The 22,887-nt window shown below is 56.5% G+C and carries 26 protein-coding genes; 15 read left to right on the top strand and 11 right to left on the bottom strand.

All coding sequences use genetic code 11. The features are described 5' to 3' along the window. Positions 1-2: 2 nt before the first annotated feature. The 4 genes from lgt to AB8B75_RS06000 all read left to right on the top strand — a co-directional run bounded on the left by lgt (position 3) and on the right by AB8B75_RS06000 (position 3,766). Positions 3-887, top strand: coding sequence for a prolipoprotein diacylglyceryl transferase (lgt, locus tag AB8B75_RS06015; RefSeq protein WP_405360631.1), 885 nt, complete (start codon positions 3-5; stop codon positions 885-887). Further along, entirely contained in the window at positions 884-1,942 is a 1,059-nt protein-coding gene (locus AB8B75_RS06010; RefSeq protein ID WP_405360629.1) for a class I SAM-dependent methyltransferase, read from the top strand. Before lgt ends, AB8B75_RS06010 begins: the two co-directional genes overlap by 4 nt. Then, positions 1,939-2,694: a peptidoglycan editing factor PgeF gene (pgeF, locus tag AB8B75_RS06005; RefSeq protein ID WP_405360628.1), complete on the top strand. Its 756-nt coding sequence runs from the start codon at positions 1,939-1,941 to the stop codon at positions 2,692-2,694. The genes AB8B75_RS06010 and pgeF overlap by 4 nt, the downstream gene beginning before the upstream one ends. A gap of 325 nt (positions 2,695-3,019) precedes the next feature. Then, positions 3,020-3,766: a Hint domain-containing protein gene (locus tag AB8B75_RS06000; protein WP_405360627.1), complete on the top strand. Its 747-nt coding sequence runs from the start codon at positions 3,020-3,022 to the stop codon at positions 3,764-3,766. A 7-nt stretch (positions 3,767-3,773) separates the two neighbouring features. On the opposite strand, the gene AB8B75_RS05995 is transcribed toward AB8B75_RS06000, so the two are convergent. Further along, positions 3,774-4,274 carry an Lrp/AsnC family transcriptional regulator gene (locus AB8B75_RS05995; RefSeq protein WP_405360625.1) on the bottom strand — a complete coding sequence of 167 codons (501 nt, stop codon included), beginning with the start codon at positions 4,272-4,274 and terminating at the stop codon, positions 3,774-3,776. Between the two features lie 200 nt (positions 4,275-4,474). On the opposite strand from AB8B75_RS05995, the gene trxB reads away from it, so the two are divergent. The 3 genes from trxB (at position 4,475) to AB8B75_RS05980 (ending at position 8,901) form a co-directional block, all read left to right on the top strand. After that, entirely contained in the window at positions 4,475-5,476 is a 1,002-nt protein-coding gene (trxB, locus tag AB8B75_RS05990; RefSeq protein ID WP_405360623.1) for a thioredoxin-disulfide reductase, read from the top strand. 209 nt (positions 5,477-5,685) lie between these two features. Next, positions 5,686-7,005 carry a cytochrome P450 gene (locus tag AB8B75_RS05985; RefSeq protein WP_405360621.1) on the top strand — a complete coding sequence of 440 codons (1,320 nt, stop codon included), beginning with the start codon at positions 5,686-5,688 and terminating at the stop codon, positions 7,003-7,005. Between the two features lie 177 nt (positions 7,006-7,182). Further along, complete coding sequence (locus AB8B75_RS05980; RefSeq protein ID WP_405360619.1) at positions 7,183-8,901, top strand: bifunctional sulfate adenylyltransferase/adenylylsulfate kinase; 1,719 nt, start codon at positions 7,183-7,185, stop codon at positions 8,899-8,901. 56 nt (positions 8,902-8,957) lie between these two features. Here AB8B75_RS05980 and AB8B75_RS05975 read toward each other — a convergent pair whose 3' ends face one another. The 3 genes from AB8B75_RS05975 to AB8B75_RS05965 form a co-directional block, all read right to left on the bottom strand. After that, positions 8,958-9,839 carry a PhzF family phenazine biosynthesis protein gene (locus AB8B75_RS05975; RefSeq protein WP_405360618.1) on the bottom strand — a complete coding sequence of 294 codons (882 nt, stop codon included), beginning with the start codon at positions 9,837-9,839 and terminating at the stop codon, positions 8,958-8,960. A 74-nt stretch (positions 9,840-9,913) separates the two neighbouring features. Beyond that, entirely contained in the window at positions 9,914-10,138 is a 225-nt protein-coding gene (locus AB8B75_RS05970) for a DUF1150 family protein (RefSeq protein ID WP_405360616.1), read from the bottom strand. A gap of 4 nt (positions 10,139-10,142) precedes the next feature. Then, positions 10,143-10,556, bottom strand: a complete 414-nt coding sequence (locus tag AB8B75_RS05965; RefSeq protein ID WP_405360614.1) for an Hsp20 family protein — start codon at positions 10,554-10,556, stop codon at positions 10,143-10,145. A gap of 159 nt (positions 10,557-10,715) precedes the next feature. On the opposite strand from AB8B75_RS05965, the gene AB8B75_RS05960 reads away from it, so the two are divergent. From AB8B75_RS05960 to AB8B75_RS05950, 3 genes are all read left to right on the top strand, one after another. Beyond that, positions 10,716-10,940, top strand: a complete 225-nt coding sequence (locus AB8B75_RS05960; RefSeq protein WP_405360613.1) for a YdcH family protein — start codon at positions 10,716-10,718, stop codon at positions 10,938-10,940. A 93-nt stretch (positions 10,941-11,033) separates the two neighbouring features. Further along, entirely contained in the window at positions 11,034-11,522 is a 489-nt protein-coding gene (gene purE, locus AB8B75_RS05955; protein WP_405360611.1) for a 5-(carboxyamino)imidazole ribonucleotide mutase, read from the top strand. Next, positions 11,515-12,582, top strand: coding sequence for a 5-(carboxyamino)imidazole ribonucleotide synthase (locus AB8B75_RS05950; protein ID WP_405360609.1), 1,068 nt, complete (start codon positions 11,515-11,517; stop codon positions 12,580-12,582). The genes purE and AB8B75_RS05950 overlap by 8 nt, the downstream gene beginning before the upstream one ends. Positions 12,583-12,585: 3 nt before the next feature. Here AB8B75_RS05950 and AB8B75_RS05945 read toward each other — a convergent pair whose 3' ends face one another. Then, complete coding sequence (locus AB8B75_RS05945; protein WP_405360607.1) at positions 12,586-13,734, bottom strand: alpha-D-ribose 1-methylphosphonate 5-triphosphate diphosphatase; 1,149 nt, start codon at positions 13,732-13,734, stop codon at positions 12,586-12,588. After that, positions 13,721-14,500, bottom strand: coding sequence for an esterase/lipase family protein (locus AB8B75_RS05940; RefSeq protein ID WP_405360605.1), 780 nt, complete (start codon positions 14,498-14,500; stop codon positions 13,721-13,723). Before AB8B75_RS05940 ends, AB8B75_RS05945 begins: the two co-directional genes overlap by 14 nt. Positions 14,501-14,584: 84 nt before the next feature. On the opposite strand from AB8B75_RS05940, the gene AB8B75_RS05935 reads away from it, so the two are divergent. Beyond that, a complete protein-coding gene (locus AB8B75_RS05935; protein WP_405360604.1) occupies positions 14,585-15,040 on the top strand; it encodes an NUDIX domain-containing protein in 456 nt (151 codons plus the stop codon). Here AB8B75_RS05935 and AB8B75_RS05930 read toward each other — a convergent pair. The 5 genes from AB8B75_RS05930 to AB8B75_RS05910 form a co-directional block, all read right to left on the bottom strand. Continuing rightward, positions 15,006-15,854 (bottom strand): DMT family transporter, encoded by an 849-nt coding sequence (locus AB8B75_RS05930; protein WP_405360603.1) that lies wholly within the window; start codon positions 15,852-15,854, stop codon positions 15,006-15,008. The genes AB8B75_RS05935 and AB8B75_RS05930 overlap by 35 nt on opposite strands. Before the next feature lie 117 nt (positions 15,855-15,971). Beyond that, a complete protein-coding gene (locus AB8B75_RS05925) occupies positions 15,972-16,706 on the bottom strand; it encodes an ATP-binding protein (protein ID WP_405360602.1) in 735 nt (244 codons plus the stop codon). Between the two features lie 174 nt (positions 16,707-16,880). After that, positions 16,881-18,527, bottom strand: coding sequence for a chaperonin GroEL (gene groL / locus AB8B75_RS05920; protein WP_405360601.1), 1,647 nt, complete (start codon positions 18,525-18,527; stop codon positions 16,881-16,883). 89 nt (positions 18,528-18,616) lie between these two features. After that, entirely contained in the window at positions 18,617-18,904 is a 288-nt protein-coding gene (gene groES, locus AB8B75_RS05915) for a co-chaperone GroES (protein ID WP_219507517.1), read from the bottom strand. 194 nt (positions 18,905-19,098) lie between these two features. After that, on the bottom strand, positions 19,099-19,785 hold the full coding sequence (locus AB8B75_RS05910; RefSeq protein ID WP_405360600.1) for a DUF2161 domain-containing phosphodiesterase: 687 nt from the start codon (positions 19,783-19,785) through the stop codon (positions 19,099-19,101). A gap of 174 nt (positions 19,786-19,959) precedes the next feature. Between AB8B75_RS05910 and AB8B75_RS05905 the strand changes: the two genes are divergently transcribed. From AB8B75_RS05905 to AB8B75_RS05890, 4 genes are all read left to right on the top strand, one after another. Next, entirely contained in the window at positions 19,960-20,313 is a 354-nt protein-coding gene (locus AB8B75_RS05905) for an MmcQ/YjbR family DNA-binding protein (RefSeq protein WP_405360599.1), read from the top strand. Positions 20,314-20,403: 90 nt separating this feature from the next. After that, positions 20,404-21,324 carry a manganese-dependent inorganic pyrophosphatase gene (locus tag AB8B75_RS05900; RefSeq protein ID WP_405360597.1) on the top strand — a complete coding sequence of 307 codons (921 nt, stop codon included), beginning with the start codon at positions 20,404-20,406 and terminating at the stop codon, positions 21,322-21,324. Between the two features lie 97 nt (positions 21,325-21,421). Further along, entirely contained in the window at positions 21,422-22,294 is an 873-nt protein-coding gene (locus tag AB8B75_RS05895; protein WP_405360596.1) for a TIGR01459 family HAD-type hydrolase, read from the top strand. A gap of 90 nt (positions 22,295-22,384) precedes the next feature. After that, entirely contained in the window at positions 22,385-22,828 is a 444-nt protein-coding gene (locus AB8B75_RS05890; protein WP_405360595.1) for a MaoC family dehydratase, read from the top strand. The last annotated feature ends 59 nt before the right edge of the window (positions 22,829-22,887 follow it).

Here is a 22,887-nt window from a genome sequence, read left to right as displayed (position 1 = left end):
TCATGCAAGCGATGCTGCCTTTCCCTGACGTGTCCCCCGAGATTTTTTCGATCTCGTTGTTTGGCTTTGAACTGGCGCTTCGGTGGTATGCGTTGGCGTATATTGTGGGCATTCTGGTCGGTTGGCAGCTGGTGGTACGCGCCATGAAAACGCCGCGCCTCTGGGCAAAGAACACTCCGGTCATGACCGCACCGCAGATCGAAGACCTTCTGACCTGGGTGATCGTCGGCGTGATCCTGGGCGGGCGTTTGGGCTATGTCGCGTTTTACCAACCCGCTTACTATGCGCAGCACCCGGGCGAGATACTTGCCGTCTGGCAGGGCGGCATGGCCTTTCACGGCGGGCTTTTGGGGGTGATCGTCGCGGGGCTGATCTACACCTGGCGTCACGCCATTCCGCGCCTGAGTGCCGCCGATGTCATGGCCCTGGGTGTGCCGCCCGGGTTGCTGCTGGGCCGACTGGCCAATTTCATCAACGCCGAACTTTGGGGGCGGCCGACCTCGGTGCCCTGGGGTGTCGCATTCCCAACAGAGGCGGCGCAATTCTGCCCGGACATCGCCGGGATTTGCGCGCGCCACCCATCGCAGCTTTACGAAGCTGCTCTTGAGGGTCTGCTTCTGGGCGGTGTGCTGATCTGGCTGGTCTGGCGCTTCGGCGCGCTGAAGACGCCGGGTCTGGTAGCGGGCGTGTTTTTCGCAGGCTACGGCATGGCACGGTTTGTCGTCGAATTCGTGCGTCAACCGGATGCGCAGTTTGTTAGTGAAGGTAACCTACTGGGATTGGCCTGGCACATAGCGGGCTGGGGGTTGACCATGGGTCAAATCCTGTCGCTTCCAATGGTCTTGCTGGGACTTTGGCTGATCGCCCGAGCCCGCCGAACGGCATGAGCCTGCGCCAGATCCTGTGCTCCCGGATTGCCCAAAACGGGCCTCTTTCGCTTGCGGATTACATGGCAGACTGTCTGTTGCACCCGGAACATGGCTACTACACGACGCAAATGCCGCTTGGCGCTGCTGGTGATTTCATCACAGCGCCGGAAATCAGCCAGATGTTTGGCGAGCTGATCGGTCTGAGCTTGGCACAATCCTGGATGGATCAGGGCCACCCCGCACGTTTTACCCTGGCCGAGCTTGGCCCCGGACGCGGAACGCTGATGGCCGATATGTTGCGCGCCACACGCAAGGTGCCCGGTTTTCACGCAGCCGCAGAGGTCGTGCTGGTCGAAGCCTCGCCCAAACTGGCAGGCCTGCAGCGCGACACCCTTGCGGGTTTCAGCCTTCGTCACGTGGACACTGTGAACGACCTTCCTGATCAGCCGCTTTTTTTGGTGGCCAATGAATTTTTCGACGCGCTGCCCATCCGCCAGTTCACCCGTGCCGAGCGGCATTGGCGCGAAACTCAGATCGGCGTTCAGGACGGAGCTTTGATCCTCGGACTTGGACCAGAGTTGCCGCAACCGGCTCTGGCAGCGCGTCTGGTTGACACAAAACCCGGTGACGTCATCGAATATGCGCCCATGGCCGCGCCGGTGGTAGACGCCATGGGACGACGGATCGCGCAGTACGGTGGGGCCGGGTTGATCATCGATTACGGCGACTGGACCAGTCTTGGGGATACGTTTCAGGCCATGCAAGGCCACAAACCGGTCGCCCCGCTGGCCGACCCCGGCAAAGCGGACCTGACCGCACATGTGGATTTCGAAGCGCTTGCACACTCCGCCCCCTGCCCGACAACGCGCCTGACGCCACAGGGCGTTTTTCTGGAGCGGTTGGGCATCACCCGGCGCGCGCAGGATTTGGCAACACGTTTGCAAGGATCGGCGCGCGCGGATCACATTGCCGCACATCGGCGCTTGACGCACCCGGATGAAATGGGAAATCTGTTCAAAGTGATGGGCCTCTTTCCTCAAGACAGCCCCGCACCGCCAGGTTTGGAAATATGACACTGGAAATACTGACATCTGAAAGCCTTTTGCCTTTGAAACACGGCTTTTTCACGCGTCGCGGCGGGGCATCTTCGGGTGTTTTCGCCGGATTGAATTGTGGCGAAGGCAGTTCAGATCAATCGGAAATTGTTGCCATCAACCGCGCACGGGTCGCGCAAGCCATGGGTGTGGTGCCGCAAAACCTTGTGAGCGTTCATCAAATCCACTCCGCCCGCGCCATCAAGGTCAGGCAAACATTTGAGGAAAAGCCAAAAGCCGACGCCTTGGCGACAAACACGCCCGGTCTCGCTTTGTCGATCCTGACTGCAGATTGTCAGCCTGTGTTGTTTGCGGATGTTGACAATGGGGTCATTGGGGCGGCGCATGCCGGATGGCGCGGTGCGCTTGAAGGTGTTTTGGAGGCGACAATCGATGCGATGTGTGACCTTGGCGCAGCGCGCGGATCGATTGCTGCGGTCATCGGCCCGTCGATTTCACAGCACGCTTATGAGGTCGGACCTGAATTTTTTGATGTATTTCTGGCCGAGGACGAGGAGAACAGTCGCTTTTTTGCCAATGGCGAGGACGACCGGATGCACTTTGATCTTCCAGCATTTGGGTTGCACCGATTGCGCCAAGCCGGCATCGGCTCGGCCGAGTGGACCCGTCATTGCACCTATTCCGATCCGGACCGGTTTTATTCCTACCGCCGCACGACACATGAAAAAGAGGCAGATTACGGCCGCCTGATCGCCACCATCACCTTGTAACGGCCCTGCAGTTGCAAGGGGAGGTTGGCATCGCACGCGTTTGAAGCCCGTTGCAACGAGGCCCAAGCAAGCCAGAATCGGTGACCTAATCCTCGGCGCGTCATGCGTTGACCGGCGCGAGAATGTGGCAATTCGTGCTCAGCTCCGGCAACAATTCCATTGGTTTCAAAGGCTTTGCTCAGGCACCATGTACAATCTGCGTCAATTTTTGACAGGGCAGGCCAGAACCGCGCAACATCCAACCCATTAAGCACAAAAGAAATAGATCGCTTCTCTGTCTGTCGGTAGGACTGACGCGGCATGTGGGCAACTTGAAACGGATTGTATGACCACGGAACCCTTTGAGTTTGGGCCCATTGCCGGGCTATCGCGTCGCGCCGCTCGCGCCGATAGCCCCATCGGCGTTCGAATGGCCGATATTGCCGCGTTGCTCCCGGACGGCAATATTGTGAAGGGTCAGCGCAAGATCCCCACCCTTGCGGTGTTTGACGCGGCCTTCAGCGCATTCTCACATGGCACGCAATTGCAATCATCACATGGCCTGGTTGCCATCGAGGATCTGCAGCCCGGGGACCGTTTGCTGACCGCCGATGGCGGTTCCAGCGCAATCTCATGGCTCGGTTCCGCCACTTTTGCCCCCGCAAAGCAGACCGACGACCGTCCGTTGATTCGGATTATGGCAGATAGTTTTGGCATCAACCGGCCGGACAGTTTCCTGAGCCTGGGGCCGGGCGCGCGGCTTTTGCAAACGCCTGCGTTGTTACGGAATGGCATCGAAGACAAACCGCTGATGACCCCGGCGCGTGCCTTTGTCGACGGCGTGAACGTGATCGAGGTATCGCCACCCACCCCCGTTCGGATGTTCCACCTGAGCCTGCAGCGTCATGCGGCCATTGTCGCCGGTGGTCTGGAAATTGAAACCTATCACCCCGGTGCGGACCCGATGCCGTTCATGTCTCAGACCCTGCGCGCCGCTTTTATGTCCGTGTTTCCTCACATCAAACATCTGAGCGATTTCGGGCCCCTGAACTATGTTCGTGCGCCTGAAGATACCGATCTGACACTGGACTGACGGGCTCCTATGCCGAGGTGCTCAGTCGCTCTTCGAGAACGTCAAAGGGCACACCCGGCTCATCCTTTGCGCCGCGAATGACAAGCGAAGTCTTGACGCTTTCAACATTCGGCGTGGTCAACAGGTCTCCGGTCAGGAATTTCTGAAAGGTCGACAAATCAGGAGCGACGCATTTGAGAATGAAGTCCACTTCGCCATTAAGCATGTGGCATTCGCGCACAAGCGACCAAGCGCGGCAGCGGTCTTCAAAAACAGACAGATCCGATTCTGCCTGACTAGCCAGGCCGACCATGGCAAAAACCTGAACTTCAAAGCCCAATTCGCGGGCGTCCACATCGGCGTGGTAGCCTCGGATGTAGCCGGCTTCTTCTAACGAACGGACGCGGCGCAAGCAGGGCGGCGCGGAGATTCCCACCCGATTGGCCAATTCGACATTTGTCATGCGCCCATCAGCCTGAAGTTCCGCCAGGATTTTTCGATCGATAGAATCCAGTCGCGTGCCAGCCATGTCGCCCCCCCTATTTTTCGGTTGTTATAACATTGGCCGCGCAGCGCGCAATATTCTTTCGCATTTGCGCAATAATCTTTCTGCGTTTCTTGGAAAATGCAAATCCGCTATGCACGCAACGCCGTCACGCGAGGGGTTTAAGCTTGGCCGCGCGCACTATATATCCGATATCGCTGCTATGATTTCAATCGGGGGTCCTTATGGCCGAGACAAGACAAACACGCGTCCTCATCATTGGATCAGGACCTGCCGGATATACTGCGGGTGTCTATGCCAGCCGTGCCATGCTGAACCCGATTTTGGTGCAGGGTATTGAGCCCGGCGGCCAGTTGACGACAACGACCGAAGTGGAAAACTGGCCGGGCGACAGCGAAGTGCAGGGCCCGGATCTGATGATCCGCATGCAAGAGCACGCCAAGGCGATGGGCACCGAAGTGATTGGCGACATCATCACCGATCTCAAGCTCGACCAGCGCCCCTTTGTGGCCAAGGGGGACAGCGGGACGACCTATGTTGCGGATGCGGTTATTCTGGCCACAGGCGCGCGCGCCAAATGGCTGGGATTGCCGTCGGAAGAGAAATTTAAAGGCTTCGGTGTCTCGGCTTGCGCCACCTGTGACGGTTTTTTCTACCGCGGACAGGAGATCGTGGTGATCGGGGGCGGCAACACAGCCGTCGAAGAAGCGCTGTTTTTGACCAATTTCGCATCCAAGGTGACACTGGTGCACCGCCGCGACGAGTTGCGCGCGGAAAAAATTCTGATCGATCGGTTAATGAAGAACCCGAAGATCGAGCCGCTGTGGTTCCATGCACTGGACGAAGTGCTCGGGACAGACGCTCCGCTGGGTGTGGAAGCGATCCGCGTGAAGCACACCAAAACCGGTGCGTTGACCGAGATCCCGGCCAAGGGCGTTTTTGTGGCTATCGGGCATGCGCCGTCAAACGAGCTGGTCAAAGACGTGCTTGAAACGCATATGGGCGGTTATGTAGTCACTAAGCCGGACAGCACCGAGACATCCATTCCGGGCGTTTTTGCGGCTGGTGATCTGACCGATCATAAATATCGTCAGGCGGTCACATCCGCTGGCATGGGATGTATGGCCGCACTCGAGGCGGAGCGGTTTTTGGCGGAGAACGCTGATGCAAGCGCAACTGCCGCGCAAGACCATGTCACGGAATTGGCCAAAAGCGCTGCGGAATAACGCAGCAGTCCCCCCATAGCCTTCGACCAAAAACGGCGTGGACCTTTGGCCCATGCCGTTTTTCGTTTACCTTCCTTGCACCCTGCAAATTCGCACCGTGTTGCGTGCGTACGGTGGGTTAAGACGCCTATCACTTCCTGATTGGATAACTCGGCGCGTGCCCGGTTCCGGCACGCTTCGATTGCTCCTTTGTTGCGAGGTCTTCTTCCATGCCCACCCAAGCCGCTTTGGCCCATGTTCCCGGCCCCCCTGCCACCCCTTTGATCGGCCACACCTTGCAAATCGTGCGTGACGCCTATGGCACGCAGCAGGAGTACATGGCGCGCTACGGATCGGTCTACAAGGTCAACATGCTGGGCGTATGGCGGGTCAACCTGTGTGGCGTTGACGCCTTGGAAAAGGTCCTTCTGGACAAAGACAAGATATTTTCGTCACAGGGCGGTTGGGACGCCTTGGAGCGCATCTATCCCGGCGGCCTGCTCTTGCAGGATTTCGACCACCACCGTGCCAACCGCCGGATCATGCAGGCGGCCTTTCGCGCTTCGGCGATCCGCGACTACCGCATCCGGATGGCGGACACGATGCACGAGCTGCTGGAGTCCTGGCCGGACGACAAACCCTTTTGTTTCTATCATGCGATCAAGGATTTGACGCTTCGGTTGGGTGGTGCTGTTTTCATGGGTCTGCCGCTCGATGGACCCTTGGCCAAAAAGGTCAACCGCGCCATTGAAGATGAGATCAAGGCCTCGGTTACGGCAGTGCGTTTCCCCTTCCCGTTCACGCCCATGTGGCGCGGCGTTCGGGGACGTAAGTTTCTGATTGAGACGTTCCGCACTCTGATCCCGGAGCGTCGGGCGCAGGGCGGCGATGATTTTTTCTCACAGATGTGCGTGGCCAAGGACGAAAATGGCGACGGGTGGAACGAGGACCAGATTCTAGAGCAGTTCAATCTTCTGATCATGGCCGCACATGATACGACCGCCACGGCGCTGTCGGTGATGATTGCCGCCCTTGGCGAACACCCCGAGTGGCAAGAGCGTTTGGCGCAAGAGGTCGCAGATCTGGGCGACGGGCCGCTGGACGAAGAGGCTTTGGGCAAAATGACCCAGACCAATCTGGTGTTTCGCGAAGCGCTGCGTCTGGTCCCCCCAGTGCCCTTCATCCCGCGCAAGGCGATCAAGGATTTCCACTGGAAAGGCTATGACATTCCCGCCGGCACTTCCGTGTCACTCAACCCTGGGGTGACCATGTTGTCGCCGGAGCATTTCACCAACCCAACAGAATTTGATCCGGAACGCTTTGCGCCTGAGCGTGTGGAAGACCAAAGCCACCGGTTTGCGTGGTCACCTTTTGGCGGTGGGGCGCACAAGTGTCTCGGGATGCACTTCTCGACCATGCAGATCAAACTCTTTGTCGCAACTTTACTGCGTGCACGGCGGATTGAACTGACGGGCCCGCCTCCAGAATGGCGCCGCATGCCAATCCCCAAGCCCAAAGGAGGACTGCCTGTCCTTTTGCGACGAATCTGATCTTTGAGGTCGCCGTCCGCTGAGGTTGCCAGCCTAATGCTCAGAATTAAGCACAAAGTCATAGAAATTTCCGACAACACCACACTCTATACTTGAAACTGTCACATTACACGCGTTAAAGGCCGTTCGAGCGCATTTTGGGGGGAATGCCAAACCTTTATTAAGCGAGTTTTTTTGATGCCCAGACCCAACCTGTCGCCGATCCCTGAGTTGTATGTTTCTTACGAGTCCGCCCAGAAGCTGAAAGCCGACGCCGGCGATCTGCTGAGCTGGGATCTGACACCGCGCCAGATCTGTGATCTTGAGCTTTTGATGAACGGTGGGTTCAACCCACTCAAAGGTTTCATGTCAGAGGCGGACTATGACGGCGTTGTCAAAAACATGCGTCTCGCAGATGGCGCCCTTTGGCCGATGCCCATTACGTTGGACGTGTCCGAGGATTTCGCTGAGAAGTTGGAAGTGGGTCAGGACATTGCGCTGCGCGATCAGGAAGGTGTGATCCTGGCGACCATGACTGTGACGGACAACTGGGAGCCGAACAAGCCCCTCGAAGCCGAGAAAGTTTTTGGTGCCGATGACGATGCGCATCCGGCGGTGAACTACCTGCACAACCATGCCGGCAAAATCTATCTTGGCGGTCCGGTGACAGGCATCCAGCAGCCCGTGCATTATGATTTCCGGGCACGGCGCGACACGCCAAATGAATTGCGCGCCTTTTTCCGCAAGGTGGGCTGGAACCGTGTTGTCGCCTTTCAGACCCGCAACCCTCTGCACCGCGCCCATCAGGAACTGACATTCCGTGCGGCCCGCGAGGCACAGGCAAACCTGCTCATCCACCCAATTGTCGGCATGACCAAACCCGGCGATGTGGATCACTTTACACGCGTGCGTTGCTATGAAGCGGTTCTCGACAAGTACCCGGCCGCGACAACGTCGATGTCATTGCTGAACCTGGCAATGCGCATGGCCGGTCCGCGCGAGGCCGTCTGGCACGGGTTGATCCGCAAAAACCATGGTTGCACCCATTTCATTGTTGGCCGCGACCACGCGGGACCCGGCAAGAACTCCGCAGGCGAAGACTTCTACGGGGCGTATGACGCGCAAGATATGTTCCGGGCGCACCAGGAAGAAATGGGAATCGAAATGGTCGATTTCAAACATATGGTCTGGGTGCAGGAACGCGCGCAATACGAGCCTATGGACGAGATCAAGGACAAGGATGACATCACCATCCTCAACATCTCCGGCACCGAATTGCGCCGCCGTCTGGCCGAGGGTCTTGAGATCCCCGAATGGTTTTCCTTTCCGGAAGTGGTCACCGAACTGCGCCGCACCCGTCCGCCGCGGGACCAGCAAGGGTTTACCGTGTTTTTCACTGGCTTCTCCGGCTCGGGAAAATCCACAATTGCCAATGCTCTGATGGTGAAGCTGATGGAAATGGGTGGCCGTCCTGTCACCTTGCTCGACGGAGATATCGTGCGGAAAAACCTTTCATCCGAATTGGGCTTTTCCAAAGAGCACCGCGACCTGAACATCCGCCGCATCGGTTATGTGGCTTCCGAGATCACCAAAAACGGTGGCATCGCGATCTGTGCGCCAATCGCACCCTACGCGACGACCCGTCGGGCCGTGCGCGAAGACATCGAAGCCTTTGGCGCCTTTGTCGAGGTCCATGTGGCCACGACAATCGAAGAATGCGAGCGCCGGGACCGCAAGGGCCTTTATAAACTGGCCCGAGAGGGGAAAATCAAGGAGTTCACCGGGATTTCAGACCCCTATGATGTGCCAGAGAACCCCGAGCTATGCGTTGAAACTGAGAATGTCGAAGTCGACAACTGTGCGCATCAGGTGCTTTTGAAGCTGGAAAGCATGGGATTGATTGGCGGCCGCGTTTAAGCCAGCGCTTACATGAATCATGCCGCCAGCTCTCTGAAGCTGGCGGTTTTTTTATGTCATAAGCTCTGTGGCAGGTCCGCAGTCCCGGACATGACAATCACGCCCTTCCCCGATACTTCGACCCCTGAAATGGCGCTGCGATCTCCCAACACCCGCACCTGAGCCTGGCCCGGTCGCCCCATCCCGTGCCCCTGTTCGGCTACAAAATCACATTTTTCGATCATGTCGTGCGCCCAAAGATATGCGGCCGTTGCGCCTGTGGCTGATCCGGTGAAGGCATCTTCGGGTGGGCTGGGTGGTGCTATCAACAAACGGCTGTAGGTGTCCCCTGCATCCGTCGCGCCAGATCGCGTTACCCAAAAAGGCTCCATCATGTCGGTCTCTGGCTGGCCCAAATGGTGACCAAGGGTTCGCAATGCGCCCACATCGAGCACCAGCCGCTCAAGCGTTTGTCGATCTTTCAACACAGTGATGCAAAATGGCAGACCCGTTGAGACAATCTGCGGCTGACCGATGATGTCGCCCGGCGCGATACCACCAACCGCTGCTACGATGTCCGTGGGGACAGTTTGCCCAAAAACCGGAGCGATCTGGGTCATTTTCACATGATTACCGTGAACCTCGACGGGAATGATCCCGGCTTGGGTTTCCAGTGTCAAAGCGCCATCTGAGATCAAACCGCGCGCTCTGAGCGCCATGACCGTTGCGACGGTGGGATGGCCGGCAAAGGGTATTTCCCGGCTGGCGAGGAAGTATCTCACGTGCACATCCGCGACATCCGAAGGGCCGGTAAAGGTGCATTCAACCAGCGACGTTTCGCGCACATATGCCATGCATACCGCGTCATCCAGAACCGCCCCGCCATGCACGACCGAACAGCCGTTGCCACCAAATGGCACGTCCGAAAACGCATCTACCCAATCGAAATCAAAGCGCATATGCCACCCTCAAACCAAACAAGGCCGCAGATCGCTGCGGCCTTGTTTCCAACATTCATCTCTTTGGTCGGGTGTCAATGCACCGCAACGGGCGCGTAGTCGTTTTGCCGCGCCAAACGGAATGCCAGACTGCGATCCGCAACAAGCGCCAATTGCTGGCCCTCGCTGTCATGCACCGCGTAAAGTTGGTCCAGATCGCCAGCCTGGTCGCGCACTTCGCTGGGAAGTTCTGTTACATCAACGGTTTTGACGTAAACAATGCGATTGTCGTTTTGCGCTGTTTCTTGTGGTTCTTGCATGTCGTCACCCTTTCTTGATGTTAATTGTTTGAACGACAGTTTGCGGTTTTTCGCGGCTTAGATCCACGTGCAACAATCCGTTCTCGATAATCGCTTCACCGACATCGACGCCATCGGCGAGCACAAAGCTCCGCTGAAACTGGCGCGAAGCTATGCCGCGGTGCAGGAACACGCGACCTTCACTGTCATCGGTTTGCCGACCCCGGATCACCAGCTGGCGATCTTCTACGGTAATCGACAAGTCCTCTTCACTGAACCCTGCCACGGCGAGCGTGATCCGGTAGGAAAAATCTGATGTCTGTTCAATGTTAAAGGGCGGATAGCCCTCGTTTCCGGACTTCGCTGTGCGTTCCAGCAAACGTTCGAGCTGTTCGAATCCCAGCATGTGGGGATAAGAGGCCAGAGTCATTTTCGTCATGCGACACGTCCTTATTCGTCAAGCGACAGTCAAATTCGGGTCCCATTTTGGCAACCCGTGGCATAAATATGGGTAGCAATTGTCCCGGACGCAAGGGCTAGGCGAATAGAAGGTGAACGCTTATGTTAGAAAAAAGTTATTGAACGGAATCACCGCCATATGAACGCCCCTACGGATCTGTCAATGAAAACGGAGGAAGTATTGCGGGTGGAGCTTGCCGTTTTCCGGCGCGAGCACCGCGATTTGGATGAGGCCATTCAAGCCTTGGTTGAAAAGGGAATGGGCGATCAGCTGACGCTGCAACGATTGAAAAAACGCAAATTGCGGTTGAAGGATATGATCGCCCAGATCGAAGATCGTTTGACACCTGACATCATAGCTTGACGTCTTTGTCTGCGTCTCTTTTCAGCGCATTGCCTACAGCAAACGTTTGTCTATAGTGCCGATTTCAGCATCAGGGTCAGGGGAGCCTTTGACATGACCGCACCCGTTGTCGGGATCATCATGGGCAGCCAGTCGGATTGGCCCACACTGCGCGAGGCGGCCATTCTGCTGGACGACCTGAACGTGCCCTATGAGAGCCGCATTGTTTCAGCGCACCGCACGCCGGACCGCCTGTGGGAATACGGAAAGTCTGCGGCAGACCGCGGTTTGCAGGTGATTATTGCCGGGGCCGGCGGAGCTGCCCACCTGCCAGGCATGATGGCCTCGAAGACGCGTATTCCTGTGATTGGCGTGCCGGTCCAAACAAAAGCGCTTTCCGGTGTGGATTCGCTCTATTCAATCTTACAAATGCCGCGTGGATACCCCGTAGCGACCATGGCCATTGGAGCGGCGGGCGCCGCGAACGCCGGATTGATGGCTGCAGCCATTTTGGCCTTGCAGGACGAGGATTTGGCTGTCCGGTTGGACACTTGGCGCGCAGATCTATCCGCATCGATCCCGGAGGTGCCCGAAGATGACTGACGCGCTGCCAACCGGGGCAACAATTGGTATTCTGGGCGGTGGTCAATTGGGGCGTATGCTGTCCGTTGCCGCCTCCAGACTTGGGTTCAAGACGCATATCTTTGAACCGGGCGCGGAACCACCCGCTGGTCATGTGGCCGACCGGGTGACGACGGCCACCTACCACGATCACGTAGCCCTAACCGCATTCGCGGGCAACGTGGATGTGGTGACCTATGAGTTCGAAAACATCCCAACCTCGGCCCTGGATACGATCGAAAAAACCACTCCTATCCGTCCCGGGCGCGAAGCGTTGCGGGTCAGTCAGGATCGGTTGGTGGAAAAGACATTCCTGCGAGACCTGGGCCTGAACGTGGCGCCGTTTGCCGATGTTACCAGCCTGGACGTGCTGCTTTTGGCGGTCCAGGAAATTGGCACGCCCGCTATTTTGAAAACACGTCGGTTTGGATATGATGGCAAGGGGCAAGCCCGCCTGAAAACCGACGATGACGTCGATGCGGCCTGGGCCGAAATGGCGGACCAAGCCGCTATTCTCGAAGGGTTTGTCGACTTTTCCCTTGAGATCTCTGTTATTGCGGCGCGCAGCCCGCAGGGAGATGTTGCCTGTTATGATCCGGGCGAAAACGTGCATCGAGACGGCATTCTACACACCACCACGGTGCCTGCACGCCTATCCGCCGCGATGCGCACCGATGCCATTCTGATCGCTGCCAAAATATTGAACGCACTGGACTATGTTGGCGTTCTCGGCGTCGAGCTTTTTGTTACGCAAGAAGGGTTGATCGTGAACGAAATCGCGCCGCGGGTGCATAATTCGGGCCATTGGACTCAGAACGGCTGTACGGTTGATCAATTCGAGCAGCACATCAGGGCCGTAGCAGGCTGGCCACTGGGCAATGGCGCGCGTCATTCCGATGTCACGATGGAAAACCTGATCGGCGCGGATATGGACCGGGTTTCAGATCTCGCAAAAGAGGTCAATTGCGCGATGCATCTTTATGGGAAATCCGAAACGAAACCCGGGCGGAAAATGGGTCACGTGAACAGAGTTACGGCATGACCCTCAACGCGGTGCCAGAAAACGCTCGGCAATCTCGCCGGACATGTAGCTGAACCGACCGGCGGCCATCGTTGCCGCCACGCGATGTGTCTTGGCATCCAGAATAACCACATCTGCGCGTTGTCCGGCCTCAAGCGTTCCGCGATCTGCCAAACCCAGCACGCGCGCAGGCCCGGCGGAGACCAAATGCCATGCAGTTGTCAGATCGGTGACACCGCTGTTGGCCAACATCAATGCCGCGCGGCGCGGGCTGGGATAGTGGTAGTCCGAGGCGATGGCGTCACAAAGACCCATCGAGATCAGTTCCAGCGCAGACACATTACCCTTGTGGGACCCGCCTCGCACGACGTTGGGCGCACCCAGAATGACAGCATCCCCAAGGCGACGTGCTGCTTCGGCGGCCTCAAGTGTTTCTGGAAATTCGGCGATGCGAATGCCGCGCTGATGCCAGGTGTCGCGCTCTGATTTCGTGGCATCGTCATGGCTGCCCATGCGCAGGTGGCGATTTTTTAGCGTCGCACATAGTTTATCCAGCGCTACTGGCACTGCGTCCGATTGCGCATGGAGCTGCAGCAAGAGTTCAAAATGGTCATCCGGATTGCGTCCAGCTTTCAAAGCTTGCCCGACCATACGCGGCGGTTGACGGCCTTGCGCCAGACGATCATGTGGCAGGTGGTCGTTGAAAACGATGTAGTCCACACCCCAGTCCGTCAACCGATCCGGGATGCTGTCATAGAGATCCAGCAAATGGATTTCCAAGCGCAATTGAGCCCGCAAATCCGTCACCAGATCGGGCGCGGTCGCGCGGATTGCCGAAAAGACCTGATCGGCAAACTCCAGGCCGCGCAATCCACCTTCCCAGCTGACGAATTGTGCCAGAACCGCAGTGGTGATGCCATTGGCGGCCAGTTCCGCCTCGGTTGCGACAATGCCCTCGGCCATCTGCTTCATTGCACCACGTCGGGGCGCCAGGTGACGTTCGAAACCATCGCCATGCAGGTCGACAATCCCCGGCAGGATCCAATAACCTGTCAAATCGATGGCCCTTTCACCAACATCTGCCATGATTTTTTCACCGGAAATCGATAGGCTGCCCGGCTTCAGACCGCCCGAGCCAAGGACCTCTGCTCCCTGCAGGTCAAGGTCGGCCAATCATCTCTCCTACGCTCGGCACACAGTTTCCATCGGGGCAGCCGAGTTGCGAAAGCACCGCATCGAACCAGCTCATAGAGCGATCGAATTGGCCGGTGGTCAAAAAGGCGACGGTTTGCGCAATGACGCGTGGGTTGTTCATCATGAAGGTGTGGGTGACCGGCAAAACAATATGGTCCTTCATGCCAGCCACGCGGGTCGACTGGACCGAGACCTTGCCGTCATCCCGCCCGGGTATCAGCGAAGAAAAATAAGGGTTTAACGATTGATCGCCCGCAATGATGCCCAGGTCAAATGTCACGGGTGGCAAGCTACGCGGCAAATCGTTTGCTTGCGTGCCCAATTGCGCGCCTGCGGGACCATTGATCCAGTCGAATGCGTCAATATCGGAGAAGGCGTCTACAACTTCACTGCCCTGATTGGGGGGCGCCAGCATCACCACTCGACCTATTCTGTCTGGCGCGGCTTCAGCAACCCACTGCCGCAAGAGAATGCCACCCATGGAGTGGGTTACAAAATCTACATGTCCGCGCGGGCCACATTTGGCCATGGCATCCGGTAGGGTGCGCGCCACCAGTTCCGCCACTGGAGCGGTTGTCGAAGGATAACCGGGCCGCACGACGGAATATCCCTTTGATACAAGAGCATTTTCCATGACAGCGAAAGACGATTCCGTTCGTGCAAGCCCATGCAACAGCACAACACATCGCGCGTTTGCCGAGGCCGCAACAAAAGCTATGACGCCTGTCACGAGAAGAATTTGCATAACTCTGGTCATACCCCTCGAGATAGTGCCATTACTTGACTTGCGAAAGTGTAACGTCACGCGCTTTTACTGGAAAAAACCTGTATGCATAAAAAACCTGTTCGATTGGCGGCCCGCGCCATAATTGTGCACGAAGCACGGTTGTTGCTGGTCAACGCCTGGCCCAAGGGGCGCAGCAGCCTGCTATGCGCGCCCGGCGGCGGGGTTGAACCCGGCGCATCGCTGCCCGAAAATCTGGCGCGCGAGGTGCATGAAGAAACCGGATTGAACGTGCAGGTCAATGCGCCCTGTCTGATAAACGAATTCCATGATCCGCGTACCGGGTTCCATCAGGTTGATATCTTTTTTCGATGTCAAATCGTCGGAACCTCCCATGTACCAAACGGGTGGCAGGACCCTGAGAACATCGTTTCACGTCACGTATGGGCAACACAGGCTGAAGTGAAATGGCTTCATTTTAAACCCAGCAGCCTGGCGAGTATTGCTTTTTCAGACAACGACCTGATCATGTACGACCCGCTTGAGACGATCGTGATGTAATGGCGATGGCGATCCCGGCAATGACCAGTATCGTCGCCAGGACAATCATGGGTGTGATGGTTTCACCCAGAAAAAGAGCCCCGCCCAGTAGCGCGATATTGGGCACACTCAGCTGGACTATGGCCGCGATGCTCCCCTGCAGTTGGGGTAGAACGAGATACCACAACGCATAGCCCAAACCGGATGTGATACCGCCGCAAACGATCGCCAAGGCCCACCCCAGGACGGAAGCATGGGTGACAAAACCTATCAACATGATAGTCAGAAGTGGCAGACACAGGATGAAATTTGCAGATGTCGCAGCCAGCGGGTCGCGTGACGTACGCCCTGAGATCGTATAGGCAGCCCATCCCAGGCCAGCCATGATCATAAAGGCCGCGCCGGTCGGGTCGGATTGACCGCCTTCCCCTGGCCAAAGCGCCACAAGCAAACCTGCAAAAGCCAGTGTCGCGCCGCCCAACTGCCGCGATGTTGGCTGTGTACCTGTCACAGAGCCATAGGCGAACATTGTCATTTGAACGACACCGAAGAGGATAAGGGCCCCGAGCCCGGCATCCAACGTCAGATAAGCCAAAGAGAACCCGACCATATAAGCTGCAAGGCTGCTTGCGCCCAAGACGCGTGCCGGCGCGAAGAGCCTTATTCTACCGCCTCGGATTAGAACGATTCCGCCCAGAGTAATTGCGCCCGCAAGCACCCGGATCAATGCAAAACTGTTGGGATCAATATGGCCAGTTTCGACAGCCAACCGGGTGAGCAAGGAATTGGCCGCAAAGGCAATCATGGTGCATGTGATCAGGAAAAAGAGACGCATCTCTGCGCCTTACAGGTTCTTTCAGGATAGTCCAAGCGGGCGTTTCGTTACTTGACTATGTTAGGGTTGAACCCGTCTGACATTGAAAACGTGAAAATCAACGCGCGTGTCTTTGCCCTATGCCTGCAGACGCACTTCCACGGTTGTGCCACGACTGCCAGCATTTTCAATCACCTGAGCATCACCGTTGTAGAGTTTTGCAATTTTCTTGACGATGGCCAAGCCCATTCCGCTGCCTTCAACTTCATCGCGGGGTTTAAGCGTCGTCATGGCCCCGAACACCCGATCGTGATGGTCGGTGGCAATTCCCGGTCCGTTGTCTTGCACTGACAGAACCGAGTGCGTGCCGTCGCTGCGACACGTTACCACGATTTGCCCCGACGAGCGATCATGGTGCTTGACGGCATTGGAGATCAACGCCGTCAGGAGCGTCAATACATCTATTTCACCCATTTTCAGGTCAGCACATTCCAGCGCGCGCACAACCTTGAAACCCGGAGGAATACGCATCTCTTCAAGAACCTCGTCCAGAACAGCATTCAGATCGATTTGTTCCATCGTCTGCATGCGCCCAACCCGAGAAAAGGTCAAAAGGTCCACAAGCATACGATCCAGACGCCCTGTATGCCTATTCATCAGTTCGATACTCTCGGCGACAGAGCCATCTATTTTTACACCCGCTTCAGCCAGGTCTTCTTCAATCCATTGGGGTAACTCGATCAACGCACGTACCGAGGTGCGGAAATCATGACTGATCAAATAGATGAAATCTTCTATTTCTTTCGAATCGGCGGAAATGCTGCCTGTGGGAAGGGCGGTGTCGGTTTCGTGCATTTGAGCCGTGCGGGTCATGGAAGAAAGATCCCCAGATTTGCTGATTTGCGGCACGCTAACACTGGCCACTGAATAGCCGGTTAACACCGTTGGATCTGTGTCCGCGACAAGGCAACAACGTTTCTTTTCATCGATTTCAACAAAAAAGGGCCCGCCATGAGGCGAGCCCAAATCTTCGCACAGAGGCGTGGCTTACATCATGCCGCCCATGCCGCCCATGTCAGGCATGCCGCCGCCCGCAGGTGCCGCGCCTTCTTTGGCGGGCTTGTCTGCAACCATGGCTTCGGTCGTGATCAGCAGACCCGCGATGGATGCGGCGTCTTGCAATGCGTGACGTACCACTTTGGCAGGATCGATCACACCGAACGCGAACATGTCGCCATACTCTTCGGTCTGTGCGTTGAAGCCATATTTGGCGTCGTCGCTTTCACGAATCTTGCCTGCGACAACCGAACCGTCAACGCCGGAGTTCTCGGCGATTTGACGCAGCGGCGCTTCCAGTGCTTTGCGCACAATGGTAATGCCGATGGTTTGATCGGAGTTCGCACCCTCAAGGCCGGCCAGCGATTTGCCAGCCTGAACCAGAGCAACACCACCACCTACGACAATGCCTTCTTGCACAGCAGCGCGCGTTGCGTTCAGCGCGTCAGCGACACGGTCTTTACGCTCTTTCACTTCAACTTCGGTCATGCCGCCGACGCGGATCACAGCAACACCGCCCGCCAGTTTGGCAACACGCTCTTGCAGCTTTTCACGATCGTAGTCAGATGTGGTTTCTTCGATCTGCGTCCGGATCTGAGCAACACGTGCTTCGATCTCGGCTTTTTCGCCAGAACCGTCAACGATTGTTGTTTCGTCTTTGGTGATCTGGATCTTCTTGGCGGAGCAAAGCATGTCCATTGTGACGGACTCAAGCTTCATGCCCAGATCTTCGGAGATCACTTGACCGCCTGTGAGGATCGCTAGGTCTTGCAGCATGGCTTTGCGACGATCGCCGAAACCCGGTGCTTTCACAGCTGCGATTTTCAAACCGCCACGCAGTTTGTTCACAACCAGAGTAGCCAGCGCTTCGCCTTCAACATCCTCTGCGACGATCAACAGTGGCTTTTGCGACTGGATGACTTGCTCCAAGAGCGGAACCATTGGCTGCAAAGAAGACAGTTTCTTTTCGTGCAGCAACACGATGCAGTCTTCCAGCTCGGTGGTCATCTTGTCGGCATTGGTCACAAAGTAAGGTGACAAGTAGCCGCGGTCGAACTGCATGCCTTCGACAACATCAGTTTCTGTTTCCAGACCCTTGTTCTCTTCGACGGTGATCACGCCTTCGTTGCCAACTTTTTGCATCGCATCGGCGATTTGCTGACCGATTTCGGCTTCGCCGTTTGCAGAGATTGTACCAACCTGAGCAACTTCGTCGCTGTCAGAGACCGGACGCGAGGCCGCTTTGATCGATTCGACAACTTTTGCAGTTGCCAGATCAATGCCGCGCTTGAGGTCCATCGGGTTCATGCCAGCGGCAACCGACTTCATGCCTTCTTTGACAATTGCTTGCGCCAGAACGGTTGCAGTGGTTGTGCCGTCACCAGCTTCGTCGTTGGTACGCTGGGCCACTTCTTTGACCATTTGTGCGCCCATGTTCTCGAACTTGTCTTCAAGCTCGATCTCTTTCGCCACGGATACACCATCCTTGGTGATGCGCGGTGCACCGAAAGATTTGTCCAGAACCACGTTGCGGCCTTTTGGACCAAGCGTGACTTTGACCGCGTCAGCCAGGATGTTCACACCCCGGAGCATACGGTTACGTGCATCGGTGTCGAATTTGACGTCCTTAGCAGCCATGTTGTTTTCTCCTCTTGAGAATAATCAGTTTAGTGCAGCGATATGTCGTGGGGGTGGATTTCAGTCCACCATCAAGCCAGCCAGATGGCTTACTCGATGATTCCCATGATGTCGCTTTCCTTCATCATCAGCAGTTCTTCACCGTCGAGCGTGACTTCCGTGCCGGACCATTTTCCGAACAGGATTTTGTCACCGGCTTTGACAGCCATATCGATCAGTTCACCGCTGTCTTTGCGGGCACCTTCGCCACATGCAACAACTTCGCCCTCCGAGGGCTTTTCCTTTGCGCTATCGGGGATGATCAATCCACCAGAAGTTTTTTCTTCGCTTTCCGTGCGGCGTACCAACACGCGGTCATGAAGCGGTTTCAATGCCATCTTTGCAGCTCCTTAAGGCTCAAAGTTTCTCCCAATTGATCCAAGCAATATTACTTCACCTGGACCGTTATCACTCGTAACTACTGAGTGCTAACGGCGCATAGCTAGGCACCCACCGCGGGCGTGTCAACAGCCATGATGTGAAAATTTTGCGTCAATACAGGTGAGAGGTTGGAGTCAGGGCCTTGTCATGCCTATTCCCAGCTATAAGCCCAATGCACAAGACCGTTGCGGCCCGAATCCGTCAGGTCGTAAATACCCTTGTCCACACGCTGGAACCACCCGTAGTGATTATCGGCCATCAACCTGGTTGCCGTTGGAACCCCGGTGGTTTTGGCGACCTGTGCACCCTTGGTCGCCCCATGTTCTGCAAGATGTGCCGCACATCGCAACGCGTCCTGACGATAGGATGTTACCAGCCCCAAACGGGTTTGCCCGCCCGCATTCGGATCACCGGTACGTCGCGTGAATTCCTTGATCATGGCGGCTTTGCGCTTGGCTGATTTTCGAGGCGCGTAGGGACCCGGGTCACAGTGCACTTGCACAAATTCATCTTTTGCACGCACCGTGATGACCCCAAACCCAAGCCTGCGGGCCATGGCGATGACCTGCTTGCGAGATTTCTGACCTCTTTTGCCCGGTTGATGGGTAAACGCCATATACACGGCATCCGTAACAGCCAGCCGCTCCACACATTGATGAAATAAGGCAAGCGACGGCGTGAGCTTCAATTCCACGACCACTGGCTCTTCGCCGGGCCGCATGGCAACGACATCCGCCGCCGCCACTTCGGCCTTAACCTCATACCCCTGCCCTTCCAAAAGCGATTTGATCGGTGGATACAGGTCCATTTCCTTGGGCGGTTTGGCCGGTTTAGGCATGGGTTTTACCTTGGGCGTGTCACATTACTCTGAGTGCTTTGCGCTTACATCACCACAAAGCCCGTAAATCGACAAACCCAAATACGCTTTTGACCGCAGCAAGACAGACGAGCACCGCCCGCGCCCCGTGAGGTTCTCAATGACAAGGCCGGCCATCCAGCCTAATTTGGCCCGATGACACGTGAAGAATTCAACAGTTTTTGTGCCAAGTTGCCCTCGGCGACCCACGTAGTCCAATGGGGCAACTCAGATGTTTGGAAAGTCGGTGGAAAAGTCTTTGCCATTTGCGGATGGAACAAGGGGGCGGACGCCTTTACCTTCAAAGCCTCCGATCTGGCCTTTGAAGTGTTGCAGGATGTTCCTGGCATTCGCCCTGCGCCTTACATGGCCTCAAGGGGGCTCAAATGGCTGCAACATTACGCGGCGCCCGGCCTGTCAGACGACGAACTGCAAAACCACCTTATGGCCTCCTATGATATGGTCGTAGCGGGCTTGACCAAAAAGAAGCGTGCGGAAATTAACCTCTAATGCTGCAATGCAGCATATGCGGGGTGACAAGGCTGACGTCCGTGCTATAAGGCGCCGAAATTGACACCGTTAACTTTAGGATTCTCTCGTATGAGCACGCTCGTTTTTGGCCACAAATCCCCCGACACCGACAGCACCGGGTCGCCCATCATCTGGGCGTGGTACCTGAACCAGATCAAGGGCGTCGAAGCCAAGCCTGTTCTACTGGGAGAGCCTAACACAGAAGCCCTTTTCGTTCTGGATCGCTGGTCGCTCGACAAACCGGACATCATCTCCGAAGTCGCGGCTGATACGCCCGTCGTGATCGTGGACACAAACAATCCGGCGGAATTGCCAGACAGCATCAACGACGCCGATATTCAAGGGATCATTGACCACCACAAACTGGTTGGCGGGCTTGAAACCAAAGGCCCCATCGACATTCGCATCGAGCCTCTGGCCTGCACCGCGACCATCATGTGGAAGATGATTGGCAAGGATATGGCGCAAATGCCCGCGAACATCCAAGGCGCGATGCTTTCTTGCATCCTGAGCGACACGCTTGAGTTCCGCAGCCCCACCACCACCAACGAAGACAAGGCGATTGCCTGGGATCTGGCGCAGGCATTGGACATCAACATACCCGAGTATGCTGCCGAGATGTTTGCTGCGAAATCCGATGTGTCCGCCTTTTCCGAAGCGGAACTGCTGCGCATGGACAGCAAAGAATATGCAGTCGACGGCAAGCAATTCCGCGTGTCCGTGCTGGAAACAACCTCGCCCGCGCAAGTGCTGGACCGCAAAGACGCACTCATGGCCGCAATGCCGGGCGTTGCGACCGAGGACGGTGCCGACCAGGTCCTGTTGTTCGTCGTCGATATTCTGAGTGAAGAGGCCACGTTACTGGTGCCAAACGACTTAGTGAAATCCATCGCAGAAAAGAGCTTTGATGCCTCCGTTGCTGGCGACACGGTTGTTCTGCCTGGTATCATGAGCCGCAAAAAACAGATCATTCCGAACCTCAAGGTGTGATCGCGCCGCCCGGTGTTCCGACGCCGGGCGTTTTACCAGGCTGATTGATCATCCGTTCGTCGGCACCCTGACGCCATACAACAAGGACGAACCGCACATGTCGCGCATCATCACCTCTCTTAGCGATGTTTCAGCCCAATATGACGCCCTATTTGTAGACCTTTGGGGATGCGTGCACAACGGTGTGGCGGCCTTGCCGGACGCGGTTGCGGCGCTTCAGGCCTATCGCGCTTCTGGCGGCAAGGTCGTGCTTGTGACCAATTCGCCGCGTCCGCGCGCCGGTGTCGAAAAACAGCTAATCGCTTTTGGCGTTCCGGATGACAGTTGGGACACCATTGCCACTTCAGGCGACAGCGCGCGTTCCGCAATGTTTCGCGGCGTGGTCGGCCAAGACGTCTGGCACATCGGATACCCCGGCGATGAACGGTTTTTCGAGCCCATCGGCGTGGTCAAGGATCCTATCAAAGTGCGTGCGGTACCTTTGGAAGAAGCAACAGGCATAGTTTGCACAGGCCCTTATGACCCGCTCGCCGACCCTAGCGTGATGCGTCCTCAATTCCTGGTGGCCAAGCAGCGCGGTCTCAAACTTTTGTGCGCCAATCCCGATATCGTGGTCGACAGAGGCGAACAGCGCGAATGGTGCGCTGGTGCTTTAGCTCAGCTTTACACGGAGATGGGAGGAGAGAGCCTCTATTTCGGCAAACCGCATCCGCCGATTTACGATCTGGCGCGCCGCAGGCTGGCAACTCTTGGTGCAGATGTACCGGATAATCGGATATTGGCCATCGGCGACGGTGTACTGACTGACATTGCAGGCGCCATGGGTGAAGACATTGATTCGCTGTTCATATCCGGGGGGCTGGCCGCTGCCGAAACAAAAACCCGAACTGATCCGGACCCGGATGCACTAAGCCTCTATTTAAAAAAAGAAATGTCTAACCCAACCTACACAATAGGGTACCTGCGCTGACCTATTTTTCTCTTGATTTTCTGCAGTCGCGAAGTAATAAAGTTACAACTATATTAGCGTAAACGTCAGAAAGTTACCGGAAGGGTCACCATGTTGGACAATATGCTCCGCGGCACCATCTGCATCGAAGACATCGAAATGGGGATGTCACGCAATTTGCAAAAGGTGGTGACAGATGAGGATATCGAGATGTTCGCCCAAATCTCAACCGACCGGAACCCGGTACATCTGGACGACGATTACGCGCAAGACACAATTTTCGAAGGCCGCATTGCCCATGGCATGTTAACCGCAGGTTTGATCTCGGCCGTGATCGGCGAGCAGCTTCCCGGTCATGGCACGGTTTACATGGGCCAGTCGTTGAAATTCCTCGCTCCTGTGCGCCCGGGGGATATGGTTTATGCCGAGGTCAAGGTGATCGACATCGATATGGCCAAGCGGCGGGTGCGTCTCGACTGTCACTGCGCTGTGGGCGGGAAGAAAGTCCTGGTGGGCGAAGCAACTGTGATGGCGCCATCGCGCAAATTCGACTGACCCAGAAACGACCCTTGTTGTGACGAGAATACCCGTGTCACGCGCTTGCGTGTTTTGAC

It is taken from the genome of Roseobacter sp. (genome assembly GCF_045106495.1).
In the GTDB taxonomy this organism is placed as follows: Bacteria; Pseudomonadota; Alphaproteobacteria; order Rhodobacterales; family Rhodobacteraceae; genus Roseobacter.
The sequence above is the reverse complement of the archived record's forward strand: the minus strand, read 5'-3'. Positions and strand labels throughout refer to the sequence as shown.